Annotated in this window: 20 protein-coding genes; 10 read left to right on the top strand and 10 right to left on the bottom strand. The window is 63.5% G+C overall.

Annotation, left to right across the window (positions count from 1 at the left end):
• Window positions 1-159: 159 nt before the first annotated feature.
• Window positions 160-1,134 (bottom strand): transcriptional regulator GcvA, encoded by a 975-nt coding sequence (gene gcvA / locus J5J83_RS21865; RefSeq protein ID WP_212352277.1) that lies wholly within the window; start codon window positions 1,132-1,134, stop codon window positions 160-162.
• Window positions 1,135-1,248: 114 nt separating this feature from the next.
• Between gcvA and J5J83_RS21860 the strand changes: the two genes are divergently transcribed.
• Window positions 1,249-1,413, top strand: coding sequence for a hypothetical protein (locus J5J83_RS21860; protein WP_212352275.1), 165 nt, complete (start codon window positions 1,249-1,251; stop codon window positions 1,411-1,413).
• A 214-nt stretch (window positions 1,414-1,627) separates the two neighbouring features.
• On the opposite strand, the gene J5J83_RS21855 is transcribed toward J5J83_RS21860, so the two are convergent.
• Together J5J83_RS21855 and chrA are read right to left on the bottom strand one after the other, a co-directional pair.
• On the bottom strand, window positions 1,628-2,755 hold the full coding sequence (locus tag J5J83_RS21855; protein ID WP_212352273.1) for an aminotransferase class V-fold PLP-dependent enzyme: 1,128 nt from the start codon (window positions 2,753-2,755) through the stop codon (window positions 1,628-1,630).
• Between the two features lie 143 nt (window positions 2,756-2,898).
• Window positions 2,899-4,266 (bottom strand): chromate efflux transporter, encoded by a 1,368-nt coding sequence (gene chrA, locus J5J83_RS21850; protein WP_212352271.1) that lies wholly within the window; start codon window positions 4,264-4,266, stop codon window positions 2,899-2,901.
• Window positions 4,267-4,429: 163 nt separating this feature from the next.
• On the opposite strand from chrA, the gene J5J83_RS21845 reads away from it, so the two are divergent.
• Window positions 4,430-5,653 carry a ChaN family lipoprotein gene (locus J5J83_RS21845; protein WP_249115815.1) on the top strand — a complete coding sequence of 408 codons (1,224 nt, stop codon included), beginning with the start codon at window positions 4,430-4,432 and terminating at the stop codon, window positions 5,651-5,653.
• The gene (locus J5J83_RS21840) at window positions 5,650-7,719 is read left to right on the top strand and encodes a M1 family aminopeptidase (protein ID WP_212352269.1); all 2,070 of its coding nucleotides are present in this window, start codon (window positions 5,650-5,652) and stop codon (window positions 7,717-7,719) included. The genes J5J83_RS21845 and J5J83_RS21840 overlap by 4 nt, the downstream gene beginning before the upstream one ends.
• 16 nt (window positions 7,720-7,735) lie before the next feature.
• Here the strand turns inward: J5J83_RS21840 and J5J83_RS21835 are convergent, their stop codons facing one another.
• Entirely contained in the window at window positions 7,736-8,506 is a 771-nt protein-coding gene (locus tag J5J83_RS21835) for a GntR family transcriptional regulator (RefSeq protein ID WP_212352267.1), read from the bottom strand.
• Window positions 8,507-8,825: 319 nt separating this feature from the next.
• Between J5J83_RS21835 and J5J83_RS21830 the strand changes: the two genes are divergently transcribed.
• From J5J83_RS21830 to leuE, 6 genes are all read left to right on the top strand, one after another.
• Complete coding sequence (locus J5J83_RS21830; RefSeq protein WP_212352265.1) at window positions 8,826-10,523, top strand: L-lactate permease; 1,698 nt, start codon at window positions 8,826-8,828, stop codon at window positions 10,521-10,523.
• Window positions 10,524-10,659: 136 nt separating this feature from the next.
• Window positions 10,660-11,499, top strand: a complete 840-nt coding sequence (locus J5J83_RS21825; protein WP_212352263.1) for a (Fe-S)-binding protein — start codon at window positions 10,660-10,662, stop codon at window positions 11,497-11,499.
• Complete coding sequence (locus tag J5J83_RS21820; protein ID WP_212352261.1) at window positions 11,496-12,923, top strand: LutB/LldF family L-lactate oxidation iron-sulfur protein; 1,428 nt, start codon at window positions 11,496-11,498, stop codon at window positions 12,921-12,923. The genes J5J83_RS21825 and J5J83_RS21820 overlap by 4 nt, the downstream gene beginning before the upstream one ends.
• Window positions 12,924-13,595, top strand: a complete 672-nt coding sequence (locus J5J83_RS21815) for an LUD domain-containing protein (protein WP_212352259.1) — start codon at window positions 12,924-12,926, stop codon at window positions 13,593-13,595. It begins immediately after the preceding gene.
• A 118-nt stretch (window positions 13,596-13,713) separates the two neighbouring features.
• Entirely contained in the window at window positions 13,714-14,607 is an 894-nt protein-coding gene (locus J5J83_RS21810; RefSeq protein ID WP_212352257.1) for a radical SAM protein, read from the top strand.
• Between the two features lie 123 nt (window positions 14,608-14,730).
• Window positions 14,731-15,384, top strand: coding sequence for a leucine efflux protein LeuE (leuE, locus tag J5J83_RS21805; RefSeq protein WP_212352255.1), 654 nt, complete (start codon window positions 14,731-14,733; stop codon window positions 15,382-15,384).
• A 29-nt stretch (window positions 15,385-15,413) separates the two neighbouring features.
• Here leuE and dctP read toward each other — a convergent pair whose 3' ends face one another.
• From dctP to J5J83_RS21790, 3 genes are read right to left on the bottom strand one after another with little or no spacing between them, the layout of a single operon-like run.
• Window positions 15,414-16,385, bottom strand: coding sequence for a TRAP transporter substrate-binding protein DctP (gene dctP / locus J5J83_RS21800; RefSeq protein ID WP_212352253.1), 972 nt, complete (start codon window positions 16,383-16,385; stop codon window positions 15,414-15,416).
• A gap of 41 nt (window positions 16,386-16,426) precedes the next feature.
• On the bottom strand, window positions 16,427-17,746 hold the full coding sequence (locus tag J5J83_RS21795) for a TRAP transporter large permease (RefSeq protein ID WP_212352250.1): 1,320 nt from the start codon (window positions 17,744-17,746) through the stop codon (window positions 16,427-16,429).
• 1 nt (window position 17,747) lies between these two features.
• Window positions 17,748-18,269, bottom strand: coding sequence for a TRAP transporter small permease (locus tag J5J83_RS21790; RefSeq protein WP_212352248.1), 522 nt, complete (start codon window positions 18,267-18,269; stop codon window positions 17,748-17,750).
• Between the two features lie 442 nt (window positions 18,270-18,711).
• Between J5J83_RS21790 and J5J83_RS21785 the strand changes: the two genes are divergently transcribed.
• Window positions 18,712-19,146, top strand: a complete 435-nt coding sequence (locus tag J5J83_RS21785) for a CBS domain-containing protein (protein WP_212352247.1) — start codon at window positions 18,712-18,714, stop codon at window positions 19,144-19,146.
• Between the two features lie 146 nt (window positions 19,147-19,292).
• On the opposite strand, the gene J5J83_RS21780 is transcribed toward J5J83_RS21785, so the two are convergent.
• From J5J83_RS21780 to J5J83_RS21770, 3 genes are all read right to left on the bottom strand, one after another.
• The gene (locus tag J5J83_RS21780) at window positions 19,293-19,643 is read right to left on the bottom strand and encodes a c-type cytochrome (RefSeq protein ID WP_249115814.1); all 351 of its coding nucleotides are present in this window, start codon (window positions 19,641-19,643) and stop codon (window positions 19,293-19,295) included.
• Window positions 19,644-19,754: 111 nt separating this feature from the next.
• Window positions 19,755-20,402, bottom strand: coding sequence for a response regulator transcription factor (locus J5J83_RS21775; protein WP_212352241.1), 648 nt, complete (start codon window positions 20,400-20,402; stop codon window positions 19,755-19,757).
• Window positions 20,377-21,345: a histidine kinase gene (locus J5J83_RS21770; protein WP_212352239.1), complete on the bottom strand. Its 969-nt coding sequence runs from the start codon at window positions 21,343-21,345 to the stop codon at window positions 20,377-20,379. Before J5J83_RS21770 ends, J5J83_RS21775 begins: the two co-directional genes overlap by 26 nt.
• Window positions 21,346-21,829: the final 484 nt, after the last annotated feature.

Here is a 21,829-nt window from a genome sequence, read left to right as displayed (position 1 = left end):
TGAGTGGGAGTGACCCAACCTGACCCGCCACATCTCTGCGGATGACGAACAACTTGATAAACATGGCTTTCGAAAAGGACCTTGAATCTATTCGTCACTACCCGACTTAATTCCGATTACGGCCTTCCGGTAGCTGTCATCACACCGGAGCAAGATAACCTAGTTATCTTTTTGATGCGGCGCTTTAGACGACTCTCCCGCTTCAGCCAGGAGCCAGCGTCGGAATGCTGCAACCATCGGACGGTCGGCCAGATCCAGCGGGGTGACGATGTAGTAGGCAAAACGCCGCCCGAGCGAAATGTCGAAAGGCGCAATCAGCTGCCCGGCCGCGATTTCGGCAGCTACCAAGGGGCGTGACAGCAGGGCGACACCATAGCCACCAAGGGCGGCCGCGATGGCCAACCCGGAGTCGGTAAAGTGCAGGCCACCCGTGGTATCGACGTTGCTCACGCCGGCGACCTTAAGCCATTCCGCCCAGCTCGGCCGCTCCTGCAGGTCCTGGATCGTGTCGTCATGGATCAGCTTCTGGTAACGGATGTCCTCGGGCTTTCGTAGCGGCAGCTTGGCGCGCAGCAGCTGCGGACTGCACACCGGCGTGTAGTCCGGCGCCAGCATGAAATCGACCTGGTAGCCAGGATAACGGCCAAAGCCGTTGCGGATCCAGATCTCGGGCGTTTCGCTCCGCGCCGGGCGCACTTCCGGCATCGCTACCACTGCTGCATCGCCGCGATCGATCATCGCAGCCGAAGCCGACAGATGAAGTTCAACCTGGGGATACATGTCGGTAAAGCGCTGTAATCGGGGCAGCAGCCAGCGTAGCGCGAGCGAAGGCGGTGCCAAGACCACGAGGCGCGGGTCGGGCACCAAGTCGCGAACTGAGGCCACCGCTGCGGCGAAGCAGTCCATGCCCTCGCGCACCTTCGGCAGCATCGCCTCGCCCTCGGGTGTCAGCTCCAGCGCACGGGTCAGGCGGCGAAACAGGGAAACGCCGAGATGCTCCTCGAGACCGCGGATCTGGTGGCTGATGGCAGTCGGCGTGACTGCCAGCTCGTCGGCTGCACGCCGGAAGCTGAGATGGCGGGCAGCCACCTCGAAAGCGCGCAGTGCATTGAGCGGAGGCAGTCGTTCGACCATACAGATGAGATTTTCTAATTCGTCAGATGACAAATCATCGTTTGTTGCGCTGCAGCACGCAAGGTAAATTTGCATCACTCCCACACGACGGGAGCTATCTCAAGGAGCATCAACATGGACTACAACCGTGACCAGATCGACTCAATCCTCCGGGAGGCCAACCGCCTCCGCAGCGAGGAAGTCAACCGCCTGACCGGCGTCGCTGTGCAGCGCGTGAAGGTGATGATTGGCACCGTGATGACCCGACTGGCCCATCCGCTGCGCCACGCTCACCGCTAAGTCATCGACCGCAGTCGTCACACCGCACTGATACCGTCGGACGGGCTCCGGCCGTCAGGCCAGCGCATTTCAGTGCCCCCGCCTCTCGGCAGGACGTTTGCGCCCAGGCTTCCGCACACCGAGCCTGTACCGGCAAATCGGCGCGAACACCACAGCCGACCAGCCGTATCGACCGGCCGCTCGATTTCAGTGCAATACCCTTCAGTGCAATACCCTATTGCACGCTGTCGAGCGCCGTCGCCAGATGTGCCACCGTTCGCTCGACATTGTGGAGTTTGTCGAGACCGAACAGGCCAAGGCGGAAGGTCTTGAAATCGGCGGGTTCATCGCACTGCAGGGGCACACCGGCCGCACTCTGGACACCGACGGCGGCAAACTTGGTGCCGGTGCGGATGCCGTCGTCTTCGGTGTAGCTGACCACCACGCCCGGCGCCTTGAAACCGTCCGCGGCGACGCTGCGGAACCCCCGCTGCTCAAGCAGCGCACGCACCTTGGTACCGAGCTCGATCTGCTCCGCACGCACGCGCTCGAGGCCGTAGGCTTCCGTTTCGCGCATGGTGTCGCGCAGCTTCACCAGCGCATCGGTCGGCATCGTGGCATGGTAGGCGTGGGCACCACCTTCATAGGCCTCCATGATCTGCAACCACTTCTTCAGGTCGCAGGCAAAGCTGGTGCTCGACGTGGTCTCGATGCGCTCGCGCGCGAGCGGACTGAGCATGACCATCGCGCAGCACGGCGACGCCGACCAGCCCTTCTGCGGTGCACTGATCAGGACGTCCACCCCGGTCTGCTTCATATCGACCCAGATCGTGCCCGAGGCGATGCAGTCGAGCACGAACAGACCGCCTTCGGCGTGCACCGCATCGGCCACCGCCTTGAGGTAGTCGTCCGGCAGGATCATGCCCGCCGAGGTCTCGACGTGCGGAGCAAACACCACGTCCGGTTTGTGCTGGCGGATGGCGGCGACGACGTCCTCGATCGCCACCGGCGCGAAGGGCGCCTGCGGACCAGCGCTCACCGGCCGTGCCTTGAGCACCACTGAGGCTTCGGGAATGCGGCCCATATCGAAAATCTGCGACCACCGGTAGCTGAACCAGCCATTGCGGATCACCAGCGCGCGCTTACCGGTCGCAAACTGGCGCGCGACGGCCTCCATGCCGAACGTGCCACTGCCGGGGACGATGGCAACTGCGTCGGCGTGGTAGGTACGCCTGAGCATCGCGGAAAGATCGCGCATCACGCCCTGGAACGCTTTTGACATGTGGTTGAGCGCGCGATCGGTATAGACCACCGAGTATTCGAGCAGACCATCCGGATCAACGTTGTCGAGCAATGCAGCCATGCTTGCCTCCTTGTTCGTGTCGTGGCCGACCGGCGCCGAAGAATGCGCCCAAGCCGGGTGAGCGGCAGGTATCACACCTGCCATACGCATAAGATTGTAACCACTCCGCCCCCCGACCGGGGCCGGGATCTGTCGTCCGCCCTTCAGACAGCGATCGTGCGCGCCACCAGACCCAGCAGTCCGCAAGCCATGATGACGTGAATCACCTGCACGCGAAATCGGAACAGCGCCGTCGCCGCAAACACCGCGATCAACGCCGAGGGTCCGTCGAACCCACCACCGAAGCCTTCCGGCCACAATACGTGATAGCCGAAAAACAGTGCGAGATTGAGGATCACGCCGACCACCGCAGCAGTAATCGCCGTCAGCGGCGCGGTGAATTTGAGATCGCCGTGGGTGGCTTCCACCAGCGGCCCACCGGCCAGAATGAACAGGAAGGATGGCAGAAAGGTAAACCAGCTTACCAGTATCGCCGCGACCGCCCCGGCGAGAAACTGCTGCCCGGGTCCGAACAGTTCGCCGATATAGCCACCGATGAAGCCGACAAACGCGACCACCATGATCAATGGCCCCGGCGTGGTTTCGCCTAGCGCGAGGCCGTCGATCATCTGTCCAGCACCGAGCCAGCCGTAATGCACGACGCCACCCTGATAAACGTAGGGCAGCACCGCATACGCGCCGCCAAAGGTGAGCAGCGCAGCCTTGGTGAAGAACCATCCCATCTGCGTCAGCGTATGCGTCCAGCCATAGATCGCCGTCAGCGCGCCCATCGGCACCAGCCATAACAACGCACCGCACCCCAGCACGGTGGCCAGCCGCCGCCAGCTGAAGCGGGCGTGCGCCGGCGTCGGTGTATCGTCACCCACGATCGCGGGCAGGGCCGACGCAGAGACCGCGGCAACCCCGTGGTTCGCACCGAATGAACCGGGCGCGACGCGTCCGCCGATGACGCCTGTCAGCGCCGCACCGGAAACGATGAACGGAAACGGTACCCCGAGCGCAAAGATGGCAACGAAAGATGCCGCCGCGATGCTCCATAACACGCCGTTCTTCAGCGCCCGCGAACCGATGCGACAGGCCGCCTGCACCACGATGGCCGTGACTGCGGGTTTGATGCCGTAGAACAGGCCTGCAACCAGCCCGACCTGACCAAACGCGATATAGATCCACGACAGCGCAATCAGAATGAAAAGCGACGGCAGCACGAAGAGCACACCCGCCACCACGCCGCCCCAGGTGCGATGCAGCAGCCAGCCCAGGTAGGTGGCCAGTTGCTGCGCCTCAGGGCCTGGCAACAGCATGCAGTAATTGAGGGCGTGCAGGAAACGCCTTTCGCTGATCCAGCGCCTGCGCTCGACAAGCTCCGCATGCATGATCGAGATCTGCCCGGCGGGGCCGCCAAAGCTGATGAAGCCCAATTTCAGCCAGAACAGGACCGCCTCCCACAGACTCACGCTGGCAGGCGCCTCGCAATTCTGCGTCGGGATGGTGGCGGCAGCTGATTTGGACATGGTGGCGCGACGTGCGTGAGGGACGTCGGGGAGCATAGCGTGCACCGGTTTCAATTGTTCGCTTGCCATGGCATCGCCGAGCGCAAACGCAGGCCGCGTCACCGCCGCCGGAACTCGCCTGCACGGTATATGCTCTATTCGTCTTTCAAGAATTTTCGAGCCCATGCGCAAATCATCCCTTCGCCCGCTCCTGCTTGCCTGCGCCACCCTGAGCGGTGCGATGGCCTTCGGGCTCGCCCGCGCAGCCGACAGCGACACCACAGCCAGCTGCATACCGCCCGCCACCTGGGCGGTTCCCGAAGCCGGGGGCGTGCGCGCAACCCCCGGCCCGGCCACGCTGGCCGCGATGGCGCTCAAGGATGTCGTGCTGCTGGGCGAACAGCATGACGATGCCGACCATCACCGCTGGCAGCTCCAGACCCTGGCCGCACTGCACGCTCAACGCACCCGGATGGTCATCGGTTTCGAGATGTTCCCGCGCCGACTGCAAGCGGTGCTCGATCAATGGGTCGCGGGCACGCTGAGCGAGTCGCGCTTTCTCGAGCTGGCGGAATGGGACACGGTGTGGAAACTGCCGGCCTCGCTCTACATGCCGCTGTTCGAGTTCGCGCGCCTGAACCGCATTTCGATGCTGGCACTCAATGTCGACCAGCCACTGGTCCGCGCCACATCGTCCGGCGGCTGGGCTGCAGTGCCAATGTCGATGCGCGAGGGCGTGGGACAGCCCGCGGCCCCGCTGCCTGCCTATGTTGACGAACTGTTCGACATCCACCGTGCGCATCTCGACATGCGAGCCCATCGCCGCAGCGGCGCCACGCCCGATCGCAATGATCCGGCCTTCCGCAACTTCGTCGACGCCCAGCTGCTGTGGGATCGTGCCATGGCCGAAGCGCTGGCAAGCCGCTCCCGCAGTGACGCCGGCGAGGGCAGTCGCCCGCTGGTGGTGGGCATCATGGGCAGCGGGCACATCCAGCGCGGCCATGGCGTTCCGCACCAGCTGCGCGACCTCGGCATCCGCAATGTCGGCGCCCTGTTGCCGCTCCCTTCCGCCACCCCGTGTGCGGACATTCCGGCGGGGCTGGCCGACGCACTCTTCTCCATTCCGCCCGTCGTGCGTGACACCCCCCCGCCCCCCCGGCTCGGTGTAGGACTCGACACCCATCCCGAGGGCGTGAGAATCGCCGAGGTGACACCTGGCAGCCTGGCCGACACCGCCGGCCTGCGTGCCAACGATGTCATCGTCGAGGCCGCCGGCGCCACCGCCCCCAAGGTGCAAGCCCTGATTGCGACCATTCGCTCCCAACCCGCGGGCACCTGGCTGCCGATGAAGGTCAAGCGCGGCAGCGACACCATCGAGGTGGTGGTCCGCTTCCCCGCAAGGTCATGAACAGGCTGGCTACACGCACGCTCAGCCGTGTTGCCCGGCTGGGCGCGGCGTTGCTGCTGGTTTTTTCTGCAGCGGTAAGCGTGGCATCGGCGCCGCTGCCATCGGTCGACCTCGAGCTCACACTCGATCCCGACACGCGCAGCATGGCGGCGACGGCCACACTGAGAGGACAGGCGCGCGATTTCCGCTTCGTCCTGCACCGGTCGCTCGCAGTCAATGCTGCGAGCGTGGCGGGCAAAGCCGTGCGCGTGACGCAATCGGGCACGGAAGGTCCATGGGTGGAATGGCGCGTCATGACGACGGCCAGCGGCGACTTGAGGCTGCAGTACAGCGGCATTCTGCCGGCACTCGAGCCTGGACTCGACCATCGCGCTGTGCTGCGTCAACTCGAGCCGATGTCCTCTCCCGCGGGGAGTTTTCTCCCCGCCAGCGGCGCCTGGTATCCCCGCCCGGGGCCGCTGTTCACCTACCGCGTCGCGTTGTCGGTGCCAGGCAGCCAGCGTGCGCTGGTGGCCGGACGCCTGCAAACCGAATCGACACCGGCAGATGGCGACGACCGCTATCGCGCCGCGTTCGAGTTTTCTCAAGTCGCCGACGGCATCGACCTCATGGCCGGTCCCTGGGCCGTGCGCGAACACCTGTTGCCGCGCACGGATGCGCAGCCGCTGCGCCTGCGCACCTACTTCCCGGCCGCACTGGACGCCATCGACGGTCTCGCCACGGCCTATCTCGAGGATTCTGCGCGCTATATCGCGCGCTACAGCGAGGCCATCGGCCCTTATCCCTTCGACGGCTTCTCCGTAGTCGCGAGCCCGCTGCCCACCGGATTCGGCATGCCCACGCTGACCTACATCGGCGCCGACGTGCTCAAGCTGCCCTTCATCCGCGCCACCTCGCTGGGACACGAAGTGCTGCACAACTGGTGGGGCAACGGCGTCCTCGTCGACTACCGCAGCGGCAACTGGTCCGAAGGGCTGACCACCTTCATGGCAGACCTGGCGTTCAAGGAAGATACCTCGCCGACAGCCGCCAGCGCGATGCGCCAGGGCTGGCTGCGCGACTTCGCCGCCGTACCGGTGCAGGACCGGCAGGCGCTGGCGGCCTTCCGCTCGCGCACCCATGGGGCTGCTGCCGCGGTCGGCTACGGCAAGTCGGCGATGCTGTTCGTGATGCTGCGCGACCTCATTGGCGACGACGCGTTCGAGCGCGGCATTCGCCGTTTCTGGTCGCAGCAGCGCTTCCAGGTCGCCGGCTGGCACGACTTGCGCGCGGCGTTCGAACAAGTCTCCGGACGGGATCTGGGTCCATTCTTCGCGCAGTGGCTGCAGCGTGCGGACGCGCCGGCGGTGCGTATCGACCGCGCCCGCGCGCACACCGACAACGGTGTCGCCCGGCTCACACTGGACCTGGTGCAGTCCGCGCCACCCTATGCACTGTCACTACCGGTAGCGCTGATCTATCCCGACCGCATCGAATCCCGGCAAATCACCATGAACCGTCGCGCACAGCAGCTCGAACTGCTGCTCGACGAGATGCCAACTCACGTCCGCCTCGACCCGGAGTTGCGCGTCTGGCGTCAGCTCGACGGCGCGGAGCTGGCACCGATCCTGCGCCAATGGGTGACCGCAAGCGCACCGCGCCTGGTCATTGCCGATGCGCAGGCCAAGCCAACCGACGCTTTCGCCGCAGCGGCAAGAACACTGGCGCACGCGCTGCTCGAGCGCGCCCCACACGAAGGGCCGGCGCAGGAAGCGTGGCACGGCGACGCGCCGGTGCTGCTGATCGGCCGCAGCGATGCCATCGATTCCACGCTTGCACAGGCGGGTCTGCCGCCCCGCCCGAGCCCGCCCGGACGCCAGGGCAGCGCACAGGTATGGACGGTGCAGGGCACACACGGCGCGCCGCTGGCCGTGATCTCGGCTGCGGACGAAAACGCACTGCGTGCGCTGCAGCGTCCCCTGCCACATTACGGCGCTCAGAGCTGGCTGGCCTTCGATGGCAGCCGCGCCCTGGATCGGGGAGTGTGGCCATCCGCCGCGCCGGCCATCGCCGTCGAGCACGACTGAAGCCTGCAGCGCTGCCTCAGGCCATGGCCTGACGACGGCGCGCACGCTCGGTACGGCTTGCCTCGAGCTGGACGTCCGAGAGCACCTTCTGCACGTAGTCGAGGTGAGCACAGGCGCAGTTGCGCGCATCCTCGGCGCGGCGCTCCATGATCGCGCGGTAGAGCTCGGCATGTTGCTGCATCAGCATGCCCCTGACTTCGTCGCTCTGCGGGTACATGCCGCCGATATTGGTCACCACGTTGCGCTTGAGCAGTTCGAACAGGCTGCGGATCGTATGCAGCAAAACCGCATTGTGGCTGGCTTCGGCAATGGCGAGATGAAAGTGCGCATCGGCCGTGCCTTCCTCGGCGCGGCTTACCTTGCGCTCGCGCGCATAACATTCGGTGAGGCGATCGAAAGCAGCGCTCAGGCGGGCGCGATCCGGCTCGGTGGCACGTAGCGCCGCATAATAGGCGCATGACCCCTCGAGCGTATGCCGAAACTCGATGAGGTCGTTCTGCGCTTCCGGATGGTTTTCGAGCAAGGTCAGCAGCGGATCGCGAAACGATGACCCGAGCGTATCGGCGACGAAGGTGCCGCCGCCGTGGCGACTGTTCAGCAACCCACGTGCACTCATTTTCTGGATCGCTTCGCGCACCGACGGGCGCGACACGCCGAATGTTTCCGCCAACGCGCGCTCCGCCGGCAGGCGTTCGCCCGCACCCAGCGTGCCCTCGAGAATCATTGCTTCCAGACGCTCGACGATGTCGTCGGACAAGCGACGCTGCTGCAATTGACCCGACTTCATTGACCCTCCTCCCGTTACCCTTGCTGTCGCGCCCACCGCGGGGGACCACGCACGGCCCTTGGCCCCGCACCCGGCCAATCTACGCACGGTGGCACCGGATCGCAAGACACCACGCCTGCGATGCACACAATGAATGCACGGATCAAAAGAATTGACAGTCCTGACCCGGTCTTCTAGTCTAGGTCGGCATTTTGTCAATTGGTATTACCACTTTACCAACAAATGAATCAGATCCACGCGAGGAGAACCGATATGAAGACGTTGCCGCCGCTGTTCCGAGCAGTTCACCACCGATCCACTGTCGAGCGGCAGCGCTGACATGCAGGCCGGCACCCTCGCCTTTCTGGCCTTCTCGCCCATTCTGCTTGCGGCTATCCTGCTCGTCGGCCTGCGCTGGCCCGCCAAGCATGCGATGCCCGTGGTGTACCTAGTAACCGCCGCCATCGGCCTGTTCGCCTGGGACATGAGCATCAACCGCATCCTCGCTTCAACGCTTCAGGGCCTCGTCATCACCATCGGCGTGCTGTGGATCATCTTCGGCGCCATCCTGCTGCTCAACACCCTGAAATATTCGGGCGGAATCAGCACCATCCGCAGCGGATTCGCCACCATCAGCCCCGACCGCCGCGTCCAGGCCATCATCATCGCGTGGCTGTTCGGCTGCTTCATCGAGGGCGCGTCAGGCTTCGGCACCCCGGCGGCAATCGCGGCGCCGCTGCTGGTCGCGATCGGCTTTCCGGCCATGGCCGCGGTCATGCTCGGCATGCTGGTGCAAAGCACGCCGGTGTCCTTCGGTGCGGTGGGGACGCCGATCATCATCGGGGTCAATAGCGGGCTCGACAGCGCGACCATCGGCGCCCAGCTCGTCGAACACGGTTCGAGCTGGGCGCAGTTCCTGCAGCTCATCACCAGCAACGTGGCAATCATTCACGCCATCGTCGGCACCTTCATCCCGCTCATCATGGTGTTGATGCTGACGCGCTTCTTCGGCAAGGAGAAGAGCTGGAAAGCCGGCTTCGAAGTCCTGCCCTTCGCACTCTTCGCCGGTCTTGCCTTCACCTTGCCCTACGCCGCCACCGGCGTCTTTCTCGGCCCCGAGTTCCCGTCGCTGCTGGGCGGTCTCGTCGGCCTCGCGATCGTGACCACCGCCGCGCACTACGGCTTTCTCGTCCCGAGGACGACGTGGGACTTCGCCGACCCGAAGGAATGGCCTGCCGAGTGGCTGGGCACGGTGGAGATGAAGCTCGACCAGTTGCCCCGTCATCACAGAATCAGCACGGTCAGGGCGTGGTTGCCTTACGTACTGGTCGGCGCGCTGCTGGTGATCAGCCGCGTGTTCCCCGATGTGGGCGGGGCGCTCAAGTCGGTGGTCATGGTTTTCCCCGATCTCCTCGGCGAGAAAGGCGTCGGCGGCAATTTCATGCCGCTCTACCTGCCCGGCGGTATCCTGGTCGCCGTCGTGATTGCGACCGTCTTCCTCCATCGCATGCACGCGCGTTCGCTGGTGAAGGCCGTCAGCGAGTCGTCCCGCGTGCTGCTGGGTGCTGGCTTCGTATTGCTGTTTACCGTGCCGATGGTCCGCATCCTGATCAATTCCGGGGTCAACGCCGGATCGCTGCCGAGCATGCCGATTGCCATGGCGCAGTGGGTGGCCGACAGCGTGGGCCACATCTATCCCCTGCTGGCACCGAGCGTGGGCGCGCTGGGCGCCTTCATCGCCGGATCGAACACGGTGAGCAACATGATGCTGAGCCAGTTCCAGTTCGGCGTGGCTACGACGCTTGGCATCTCCGGTGCCCTGGTCGTCGCGATCCAGGCGATCGGCGCGGCGGCGGGCAACATGGTAGCCATCCACAACGTGGTGGCGGCCTCGGCGACGGTCGGCCTGCTCGGACGCGAAGGCGCGACACTGCGCAAGACGCTGTGGCCGACGCTCTATTATGTAATCACCACTGGCGTGATTGCGCTGATCGCGATTAACCTCCTTGGCGTCAGCGATCCGCTGCTCGGCAAGTAGCGCACGACATGCCCTTTCAGCGCGCGACCCCATGACCGAGGTCGCGCGCCGGACGTCGCTGGCGGCAGCGGTGGCGAAGACCGCTGCGCATGCGCCTCTCGGCGACAACAGAAGAATCGGACGGAGACAGCAGCTCATGAGCAACGGCACTTCGAATACGGCCTCAAATGCAACCCGGCTGGCGCCGCCCCTGGCGGCGGCGCGAACCTACCCCGAACAGAAACCTTCCGACGTCTATCTGTTCGGCACCTGTGTGCTCGACCTGTTCTTTCCCGACGCCGGCATGGACGCCATCCGTCTGCTCGAGCGCGAAGGCATCAGGGTGCATTTCCCGCAGGGACAAAGCTGCTGCGGACAGCCTGCCTACACCTCGGGCTACACTGACGACGCACGTGAAGTAGCCCGCGCGCAGCTCGCCCTGTTTGCCCGGGACTGGCCGGTCGTCGTGCCCTCCGGATCGTGTGCGGGGATGTTCCGCCATCACTACCCCGAACTGTTCGCCGGCGAGCCCGACACCCTAAAACAGGTCGACGCGCTGTCGGCGCGCACCTATGAACTGGCCGAGTTCCTGCTCGAGGTGTGCAAGATCAGGCTCGAAGACCGTGGCGCCCCGGTCAAGGTGGCACTGCACACATCCTGTTCGGCCCGGCGCGAGATGGGCACCCATGTGCACGGCCGCGCCCTGCTTGCGCAACTCGAGCAGGTCGAACGCGTGGATCACGATCACGAGAGCGAATGCTGCGGTTTCGGCGGCACCTTCAGCGTGCGCATGCCAGACATCGCCGGCGCCATGGTCCGCGACAAGACTGCGGCCCTCAAGGGCTCCGGCGCGGCGGAAGTGGTCAGCGCGGACTGCGGCTGCCTGCTCAACATCAACGGCGCCTTCGAGAAGCAATACGAGCGCCTGCGTGGCGAACACCTGGCGAGCTTTCTGTTGCGCCGCTCCGGCGGCAAGGCGGACGGAGGTCAATCATGAACGCGCCCGCCATCCCGATGACCTTCAAGTGCCGTGCCCACGACGCGGTCCATGACGCCCAACTGCGCAGGAATTTCCGTGGCGCGATGGATTTCCTCATGGCCAAGCGCGCCGCCCAGTTCCCGGACGGCGATGAGCTCGAGCGCCTGCGCAGCTTCGGCAATGCGGTACGTGCGCGGGCGCTGTCAAAGCTGCCCGAACTGCTCGAACGCCTCGAGACCAACCTGACCCGCAATGGCGTCAAGGTGCATTGGGCGGAGACGGTCGACGAGGCCAATGCCATCGTGCACGACATCGTCCGCGCACACGAGGCCAGGCAGGTGATCAAGGGCAAGTCGATGGTGAGCGAGGAAATGGAGATGAACCATTACCTCGAGGGCCACGGCGTCGATTGCCTCGAATCCGACATGGGCGAATTCATCGTCCAGCTCGGCAACGAGAAGCCCTCACACATCATCATGCCGGCCATCCATCTCAACGCGGGACAAGTCGCCTCGCTGTTTCACGACAAGCTCGAGGTCGATTACACCGAGGATGTCGACCGACTCATCCAGATCGGCCGCGAGACCCTGCGACGCAAGTTCTACGAGGCCGACATCGGCGTATCGGGGGTGAACTTCGCCGTTGCCGAAACCGGCTCGCTGCTGCTGGTGGAAAACGAAGGCAACGGCCGCATGTCGACCACCGTGCCACCGGTGCACATCGCGGTGACCGGTATCGAGAAAGTGGTGGAAAACCTGCGCGACGTGGTGCCACTGCTGTCGCTGCTCACCCGCTCCGCCACCGGGCAGCCCATCACCACCTATGTGAACGTGATCTCCGGCCCACGCAAGGCGGAAGAACTCGACGGTCCGCAGGAGGTGCATTTGGTGCTGCTCGACAACGGTCGCAGCCAAGCCTTCGCCGACAGCGAACTGCGCCAGACCCTGAACTGCATCCGATGCGGCGCATGCATGAACCATTGCCCGGTCTACACCCGCATCGGTGGCCACGCCTACGGCACCGTCTACCCTGGCCCCATCGGCAAGATCATCACCCCCCACATGCTCGGACTGGAAGCAACGAAGGACTTGCCCAGCGCATCCTCGCTGTGCGGAGCATGCGGCGAGGTGTGCCCGGTGAAGATTCCCATCCCCGCCATCCTGCGCCGCCTGCGCGAAGAGAACGTGCGCGCGCCCGACGACGAACCCAGGCACATGCGCGGCCAGGGCAGCAAGTATTCACGCGCGGAGGGCCTGGCGTGGAAAGGCTGGCGCCTGCTCAACACCTCGCCACGGCTGTACCGGCTGTTCAACCTCGCAGCCACGCGCCTGAGCGCACTGACGCCGCCCAAACTGGGCCCATGGACCGAGCACCACAGCGCCCCGAAAGCCGCCCCGCGCAGCCTCCATGAACTGGCCCGCGAACATCTGGGAGAAGACTGAATGAGCGCCAAGGAACGCATCCTCGCCAAACTCGGACGCAGCCTCGCCGGCACCACACCGATCGCCGACGACTACGACCAGGCGCTGGTCACCACGCCCTGGACCTACGCGCCCGAACAACGCATTCCGCGCCTGCGCGAACTGCTTGAGGCAGTGCATGGAGAAACCCATCTCACCACGACAGACGGCTGGCCTGCGCGGGTCGTCGACGCCCTTTCCGCGCGCGGAATCGATGAATTGCTGATCTCGCCCGACACCCCGCACGGCCAGCAGTTCGCCGCCCATATTGCAGCCATTGGCAAGTCCGTTCGCCTGAAAAGCTACGACCGTCCGGTCGAGGCGTGGAAGGACGAGCTCTTCTTCGGCACCCCGGCCAGCCTCACCGGCACGCTTGGCGGCATTTCCGCCACCGGCAGCCTGATCCTGTGGCCGACCACCGCCGAACCGCGGCTGATGAGCCTGGTGCCGCCGTTGCATATCGCACTGCTCAAGGCAAGCGAGGTGTACGACAACCTCTACTCCGTACTGCAGGCACAGTCCTGGGCCGAGGGCCTGCCGACCAACGCGCTGCTGGTGTCTGGCCCGTCCAAGACCGCCGACATCCAGCAAACCCTGGCCTATGGCGCGCATGGCCCGAAAGAGCTGATCGTGCTGATCCTGGAAGACGCCTGACTCATCCTTTCCGCGGGCGGGACGACCGCCTCGCGGAGGCCATTGGCGCCAAAGCGCTTGAGCCGATGTCGCCCAAGCGGAGACAATGCGGGTCGTCTCCAGCCACTGAGCCTGCGCCATGAGCATTCCGATCCGCTATGTCGAACCCGTGTTTCGCCCACCGAGCGAAGCCGACTCGCTGATCCTGCCGGTCACCGATGGCTGCTCGTGGAACAAATGCACCTTCTGCGAGATGTACACCGCGCCGCAAAAAGCGTTTCGCGCCCGCAGCGAGGACGAGGTACTCGAGAGCATTCGCCACACCGGCACACGCTATGGCGACCGCATCCGGCGCATCTTTCTGGCCGACGGCGACGCACTGGTCCTGCCGACCCGGCGCCTGCTGAGCATTCTCGAAACCATCCGGCGCGAGATGCCGGCCGTGCGCAGGGTGTCGAGCTATTGTCTGGCCCGCAATCTGGCGAAGAAATCGGTCGAGGAACTGCGCGCCCTGCGCGAAGCCGGGCTTTCGCTGGCCTATCTCGGCGCCGAATCGGGCGACGACGAAGTGCTCGCGCGGGTCAACAAGGGCGAGACCTTCGAGACCACCTGCGCGGCACTGGACAAGCTCGGCTCGGCCGGCATCACGCGCTCGGTGATGATTCTCAACGGCCTCGGCGGCCAGATCTTCAGTGACCAGCATGCCGACCACTCGGCACGCCTCGCCAACGCGACCCAGCCCGAATTTCTGGCCACTCTGGTGGTGAGCTTCCCGACCGGCGAAGCCCGTTTTCGTGCCGGATTTCCGGAATGGGAGCCGCTGGACCAGCACGGGTTGATTGCAGAGATGGAACGTTTCCTGTCGCAGCTTGAATTGCGCCGCACGGTGTTCCGCTCCGATCATGCCAGCAACTGGCTGGTGCTCAAGGGCACCCTGGGAGCCGAAAAGGAACGGTTGCTGGCGCAGATTCGTGCTGCCCTTGCAGACCCCGGGCATACTCGTCTGCGTCCGGCGTGGGCGCGAGGGCTCTGAAGGACCGGCGCCCCAGGATGAGCGGGCGAGATTCCATGGCAGGCACGATGCTTGATATGATCACGACTCGGCGCACTCCCCCAAGTGCCTGATCGCAGTGCGATTATCTGGCAGGAGCATCAAATGTTCTACGGCATCACCGACCTTACGACCTTCGTCCTCGGCACGATCTTCATCGTGTTGCTGCCCGGCCCCAACTCGCTCTACGTGATGGCGCTCGCGTCCCGCCAGGGCGTGGCCGCAGGCTATCGCGGTGCCTGCGGCATCTTTGTCGGCGATACGATCCTGATGCTGCTGGCCACGACCGGCGCCGCCTCGCTGCTGCGCGCGACGCCCGAACTCTTCATGGTCATCAAGTACGCAGGTGCCGGCTACCTGGCCTGGGTGGGCCTGAGCCTGCTGCGCAGTTCGCTCGCCAACTGGAGAAAACGCAGCGAGGCGCCCGACGACACCGCCGCCCCCGTCGCCAACGCGAGCAAGCCCTTCCGCACCGCGCTGATGATCAGCCTGATGAACCCCAAGGCGATCCTGTTCTTCGTTTCCTTCTTCATCCAGTTCGTCGACCCGGGCTACGCCTGGCCGGGCCTGTCCTTCCTCATCCTCGGCATCATCGTGCAGGCCTGCAGCGCGCTCTATCTGTCGGCGCTGATCTTCGGCGGGGTACACCTCGCCCGCCAGTTCCGCCGCCGTCGCCGTCTTGCCGCCACGGCCACCGGTGGCGTGGGCGGACTGTTCATCGGCTTCGGGCTCAAGCTTGCCAACGCAACACTGAGCTGAACGGGCCATGCTGAAGACCTGGCGGGCCGTCAGCGGCCGTTGCTGAAAAGAGCTTTGAGCTTCTGCGCGTTCTGCGGACTGGCCTGTTCGATCCCGGCCCAGCCAGCCTCATAGGCCTTTGCCCGGAAGAGATTGACCTGGCTCTCTGGCAGCGCAAAGGTCTTGATGCCAGCCTTTGCCTGTCTTGTCTTTTCATCTGTTGCAATCGCCAGATCCTTCGCGTTCTGCGACTCCACCCAGGCAACCTGCTTGTCAAGGAAGGCACGCTGCGTAGCATCGAGCTTCTTCCAGGTGTTCTGATTCATGAAAAAACTGACTTCGACGTTGTAAAAGCCGGGCTCCACCCGATACTTGGTCTTCTCCTGCCAGCCAAGATCGAACATCCCGACCGAAGGCCACCCGTAACCATCGACCACGCCACGTTCAAGTGCCGTATATACCTCGCCGGGTGGCACCTGTAGCGGCGCCGCTCCTATCGACTGAAAGAATGCGCGATAAACCGGTACGCTGCGCAACTTGAAGCCTGAGAAGTCGCTGCCCTCAGGCTTCTTCGTCGTGTAGATGTGGTAATCCAACCCGTCCGACACGCGTGCCAGCCAGACCATGTTCGCCTTCTGACGGTGAATGCCATCCAGCAGCGCGTACCCGCCATTGGCTCGAATCTCCGCCATTGGCTTCTCGGCGAGCGTCATCGCCAGTGCCTCGGGCACCATGTTGGCATGGAACACGCCAGTGCTGTTTGCAAAGTCCACAACCCCGGCACGCACCGCGTTTCCGACCTCAAATGGCGGCATCGACTCGGGGCCGCCAATTACCCGGATCTGCATGATGCCCTTGCCCTCGGCGTTAACCTTTTCGACAAAAGCGTTAAAGCGTTGCGAGAAAAAGGTGTCCTTGCCAAAAGCACTAATCGCTCTTAGCGTGATCTCCGCCCCTTGGGCGGACGTTGCGACCAGCGAGAACAGCACGCTCGCTACGAATACTCCGGTTCTCTTCTGCATAGCGAATCTCCGAGGGGGTAGTGCAATCGGGTTAGAAACGGTCAGCTCATCAAGCGCGGCAGGCCAACTGCCAGACTTGGGAGAGCAAAAATCAAACTGAGGACAATCAACTCGATAACAAGGAAAGGGGTCGCTGCGGCATAGATCTGCGGCAGGCGGATATGCGCGGGTGCAACACTCTGCATGACCATCAACAGCAAGCCGAACGGCGGTGTAAGCAACCCCATCTCCATCGCGATCAGCATCATCACCCCGAGCCACACCGGGTCGATGCCGGCCGCGCTTGCCAGAGGCATAAAAAAAGGGAGCGTGATCATCATCATGCTGACCTGATCAATGACGCAGCCAAGGATCAGCAACAGAAGCAGCATGCCAAGGACCAGCATCACCGGCGACAGCTCGAGTTCGGAGACCAGCCCGAGCAACCCTGACGTCGCACCCGAGAAGCTGAGCAACTGCGAGAAGGTGGTGGAGGCCACAAGCACGAAAAGGATGATGACCGAAATGCGCGCGGTTTCCATTAGCGCTCTCGACAGCGCACGTAGCGTCAATACGCGATATGCCATCGTCGCGAACACTGAAGCCATGGCACCGATTGCCGCCGACTCGGTCGGCGACGCCCATCCGGCAAGCATGCTTCCCACCACCGCGACGAAAATACCCAACAACGGAACCACGTCGCGCAGGAAAGGCCACCAGCGTGCCCAACCTGCGATTTCCGCACCTTCCAATGCATCGACGGGCGCGAGCTCCGGGTGTGCACGACAGCGCAGGATCACGTAGCCGAGAAAGCCGGCCGACATCACCAAGCCGGGCAGGATGCCGCCAATCAGCAGTTGCCCGATGGAGATGCCGGCCAGACTACCAAGCATCACCGCCAGCGCCGATGGTGGAATCAACATTGCAATGCCGCCCACCGCCATGATCGGCCCCATGGCCAGCGTCGGGTGGTAGCCTCGTCGCAGCATTTCCGGCAACAAGGTGCCGCCCATCATTGCCGTATTGGCTATGGTCGACCCCGACAGGGACGCGAAAGTCGTTCCTCCCAACACTGCAACGACCGACAGGCGCCCAGGCAAGCGGGTGATCAGACGCTCGATGGCCTCGATCGCGCGGTAGGCCAGACCGCTATGAAACAACACCTCACCCATCAGTACGAAGAGCGGGATCGGAGTCAGCGAAAAGCTGCTGATCGACCCCACAGAATTACGCACCAACTGTCCGAGTCCCGCCTCGCCGCCAAGAAAGATCCAGGCGCCAAGCAGGTTGACGCCAAGGAACCCGAATGCGACGGGCACTCCGATGAGCATCAGCGCAAACAGGACGCCCAGCATTAGCAAGAGTGCAGACTGCCACTCCATCTCAACGTCCTCCGCGGTGACGTACCACCGCATACACTCTGCGTGCGAACTCGAATGTCAGAAGGACAAAGGCAAAACCCATCGGCAGGTTGAGCCACCACTCGGGAAATATCAGTACCTTGAACACCATGCTGTCCTGCTGTGCCGAGTCGATCGCCACCACCACGCACTGCCACGCGAGCACGGCGCAGATCAGCAAACCCAAACAATCGGTCAGCAGCTCAAGCCGCCACCGACCCCGGGCCGATGAGGCCCGCAACAGGATGTCGATACGGATGTGGTCGCCGACGTAGAGCAGCCACGGTGCGGCAACAAAGGTGGCAAGCATCAGCATGTACTCGGTGACCTCGACGCTCCACGGCAGGGAACCGAGACCGAGGTTGCGCATGAACACGTCAGCACAGACGAGCAAACCCATCGCACCAAAGAGCAGTGCGGCAATGAGCCCGCACCCCGACATCAATGCATGGTAGAGAAGGTTCGCCGGCGACCGAAATGATGGAGATGATTGCTCAATGGTCATGCGAGCCCTCTGCCGAAAAGTTGATTTAACCATCAAAATATCAGGGCTAAACTTTCATGTCCACAGGTGCTGCCCATCTTTTCGGCGCTGCGAAACAACCCATGCCAAAAACTAAAAACCATAATAAAAACATGGTGATAAGACCGCACCACGACCGTGCGGGAATCCTCCTTCCGCACCTTTTCGGTTCGTGACTTTCCGCCTTCGAGCCGACCATGACGCACAGCACAATGGACTATTCCGAGACAAATCAGAGCCTTGACATTTACTTTCGTCAAGCATCGATCCTGGCATGATTGAAGCTTGTCTATCGCCGTGATGTCACACAAGAGCTGCAGCCCCCGCCGACCTCGCCATGATCTTCACCGCACGATTCCCGGGGCCGTACCCGTTGTGACGAATCGCGTTACGCACGACCCACAACAAGCACAGGAGACAGATCATGCCGAGCCGCCCCATCCACCACGTCATCAACGACCGCAAATTCGTCTGTGTATCGATCGACATGCCAGTGCGCGATGTCACCCGCCTGATGCTTCAGCACAATGAGAGCGCCGCGCTGGTGACGGAGCATGGCGTGCTTACGGGCATCTTTACCGAGCGCGACGCCACCTTCCGCGTACTGGCGGCCGGGCTCGACGCCGACCTGACGCCAGTCGGCGCCGTCCTGACCCACAACCCGCAGACCATCGGCGAACACCATCCCTTCGGTCATGCGCTCCACATGATGTACGAAGGCGGGTTCCGTCACCTTCCGGTCGTTGCGCCCGATGGACGGCCTGTAGGCATCGTGACGGCGCGCGACGCGCTGGGACTGGACGCCACGGCCTTCGGCGAAGAGCTGATCCGGCGCGAAGAGATCACCGTGATCCTCTGAACCACGAAGAATGGAAACAGGCCCTGCTTTGCGCGTGCAAAGTCAGGGCCTGTTTCCATTCCGCTCGCGGGCGCAGACGCCCGCTTGCAACGATGCCATCCGTGCGAGACCACGAGTACGGTCTGCGCATGGACATGCGAGCCGAGTCATTTACCCAGCGCAAGAATCCAGTCGACCAGGCGGCGCGCGTTGCCTTCTGTAATCGCCACTGCGTTGGGCGGCATCGACAGACCGCTGACCTTTCCCTTCCAGTGGCTGCTGTACGGACTCGAGCCTTCGAGCACGATGCGCGTCAGGAATTCGCCTGCGCCGGGTTTGCCTGCATACTGCTTGCCCACGTCCTGCCACGCCGGCCCGATTGGGGCCATGCCGTTCGGGCCGGGCTTGCCGGATTCGATGCTGTGACAGGTCAGGCACCCGCTCACCGACGCAAGCTTGGTCATCTCGGCATCGGCCAAGGGGTCAGCGGCATATGCGCCGGCAACCGTAGCGAACATTGCAACTGCCGCAACTGATCTAACGATTATCATCATGGAGCTCCTTATTTAGGATTGTGTTTGGAAATGGAACTTAAGAGAACGTGGTGCTACGCGATGACGGCGAATCGGCTAACAATAGGCCTCGACGGCGAAATCCACCAGTCCGTGGCGGGCAGCAACACGGAACAGCTTGAAATCGTTCTCCGCATCAAGCTTCTGCCGAATCGCAGACAGGTGATTGAGTATGGTCTTGTGACTGAGATGCATCTGGTCGGCAATCAAACTCGCAGGCTCGCCGGTCGCGGCCATTCGCAACACCTCGAATTCGCGCGGAGTGAGCCGGTTCAGCAGCTGATCTCCATCCAGGGTGGCAGAAGCAAGCACCTGTGCGATGTCCGCCGACAGGATTCGACGGCCCTTGGCAACCATCCGGATCGCACTGAGCATCTCGGCCGGCTCACTGCTTTTGGTCAGGTACCCCAATGCACCGGCCCGCATCGCCTGGGTCACGAAACCGGCGTTGTCATGCATTGACAACACAAGCACTTTGAGACTGGGGTCGCGCGACAGCATCCGCCGTATGGCCTCGACACCGCTACCTTTGCGCAGGCTCAGATCGACCACCGCCACGTCGATTCCGCCCTGCTGCACACAGCAGTACGCCTCGTCTGCGGTTGCGGCCTCCGCAACGACCTGCAGACCGTCCTCGGCATCAATCAACCGGCGGTAGCCCGTTCTGACCACGGCGTGATCATCCAGCAGGAGAATCCTGATCATCCTTGTTGTCTCCAGTCTTGTTGAGTGGCAAACCGAGGCTGATGCCCAGTCCCCCGAGAGACGAGTCACCGATCCGCAACGTCCCACCGACCATCTCGGCCCGCTCTCGCATCCCCAGTATCCCGCCTCGTGCGTTGTGCAGTACTTCCGCCGCACGTCCCCTGCCGTCATCCTCTACTGTCAGCACCAGAATCTCCGCTTCGACTTCGATTCCGACGCGAACCCTGTTCGCACCCGCGTGACGCACTACATTCGTGAGCGCCTCCTGCACGGTCCGATAAAGCGCGAGGCCGGCATCCGCACCCAGTTGCGGGAAGGCCGCCGGCAATGTCACGTCGACCGCAATCCCGGTCGAGCGCTGACGCCACGCATCGATCAACTCGCGCACCCCTTCACGCAGACCAAGCCCTTCAAGCCCATGCGGGCGAAGCTCACGCAGCAGACCACGCACATGCGTCGACATCCGCCCCGACTCGGCGCGAATATCACGCGCACACTCGGCGAGAATTTTCGGATCGGCCGTTGTCGAGTGCATCTCGACAAAAGCAGCTGCAGCGCCGATTGCCGTCAGGGATTGACCAAACTCATCGTGCAACTCGCGTGCCAGTTCACATCGTTCCGCCTCCTGCAGGGCCATGATGCAGCGACCAAGCCTTCGTTCATTTGCGCGCGAGTGGACGAGCGCGTCCGCAAGCTCCTCGATTGACGCCGCGATGCGGCTGAACTCCTTGAGTTCGAATCGGGGCAGCACTGGACGTGACTCACCACGTGCCAGCATCGCCAACCCGTCCTCCAGCGCGCGCACCGGGCGCAGCGCCCTGTCGGTGGCAAACCAGGCGGCCAGAATGGAACCCATCGAGAAGAGCAGCAGTACCGACAGGATCCGCGTACCGTCAGCCATGATTTCCTCGATCTCGTTGCGCGGATCCGCGCGGATGAACACGGCTTCTCCCCCGCCCACGTCAACCCGGTGTATTTCAGGCGCTGCATGAGCGCCAACAGCCAGCCGGTACGCCCAACCGGCAGGCCCGGAAAGTGTCACGGAAGGGAACGGTTGCTCCAAATCTGAACGACCGAGCACCACCTGAACATGACGAAGACGCCCGCCTTCGACCAATGCTGCAATTGGCTCGCTTCCCCGCTCTCCTACCGAGTTGAGGCGGAGCATCAGCTCAACCAGACGAGAAGATGCGGACAGTTCTTCCGCGACGTCGGCACGCAGACTGGATGCCGTGACAAGACATGCGGCAAGCAACAAGGCCAGCGACGCGGCCGACAGAAAGGCAAGCAAACGCACCCGCAGATCCACCACATGCTCCAATAGCCACCAATAGTGCGGTCCAATGCAAGCTGCATGCCACGCCCGAAGACGTCGGGAAATATTCCCGGCTTCCGGAGTCCGAGCTCCCGCGACGGGCCTGCGTGGC

Origin of the sequence: Azoarcus sp. L1K30 (genome assembly GCF_018122735.1) — a bacterium.
Lineage (GTDB): Bacteria > Pseudomonadota > Gammaproteobacteria > Burkholderiales > Rhodocyclaceae > Parazoarcus.
This window is presented reverse-complemented; position numbering and strand designations above follow the sequence as displayed.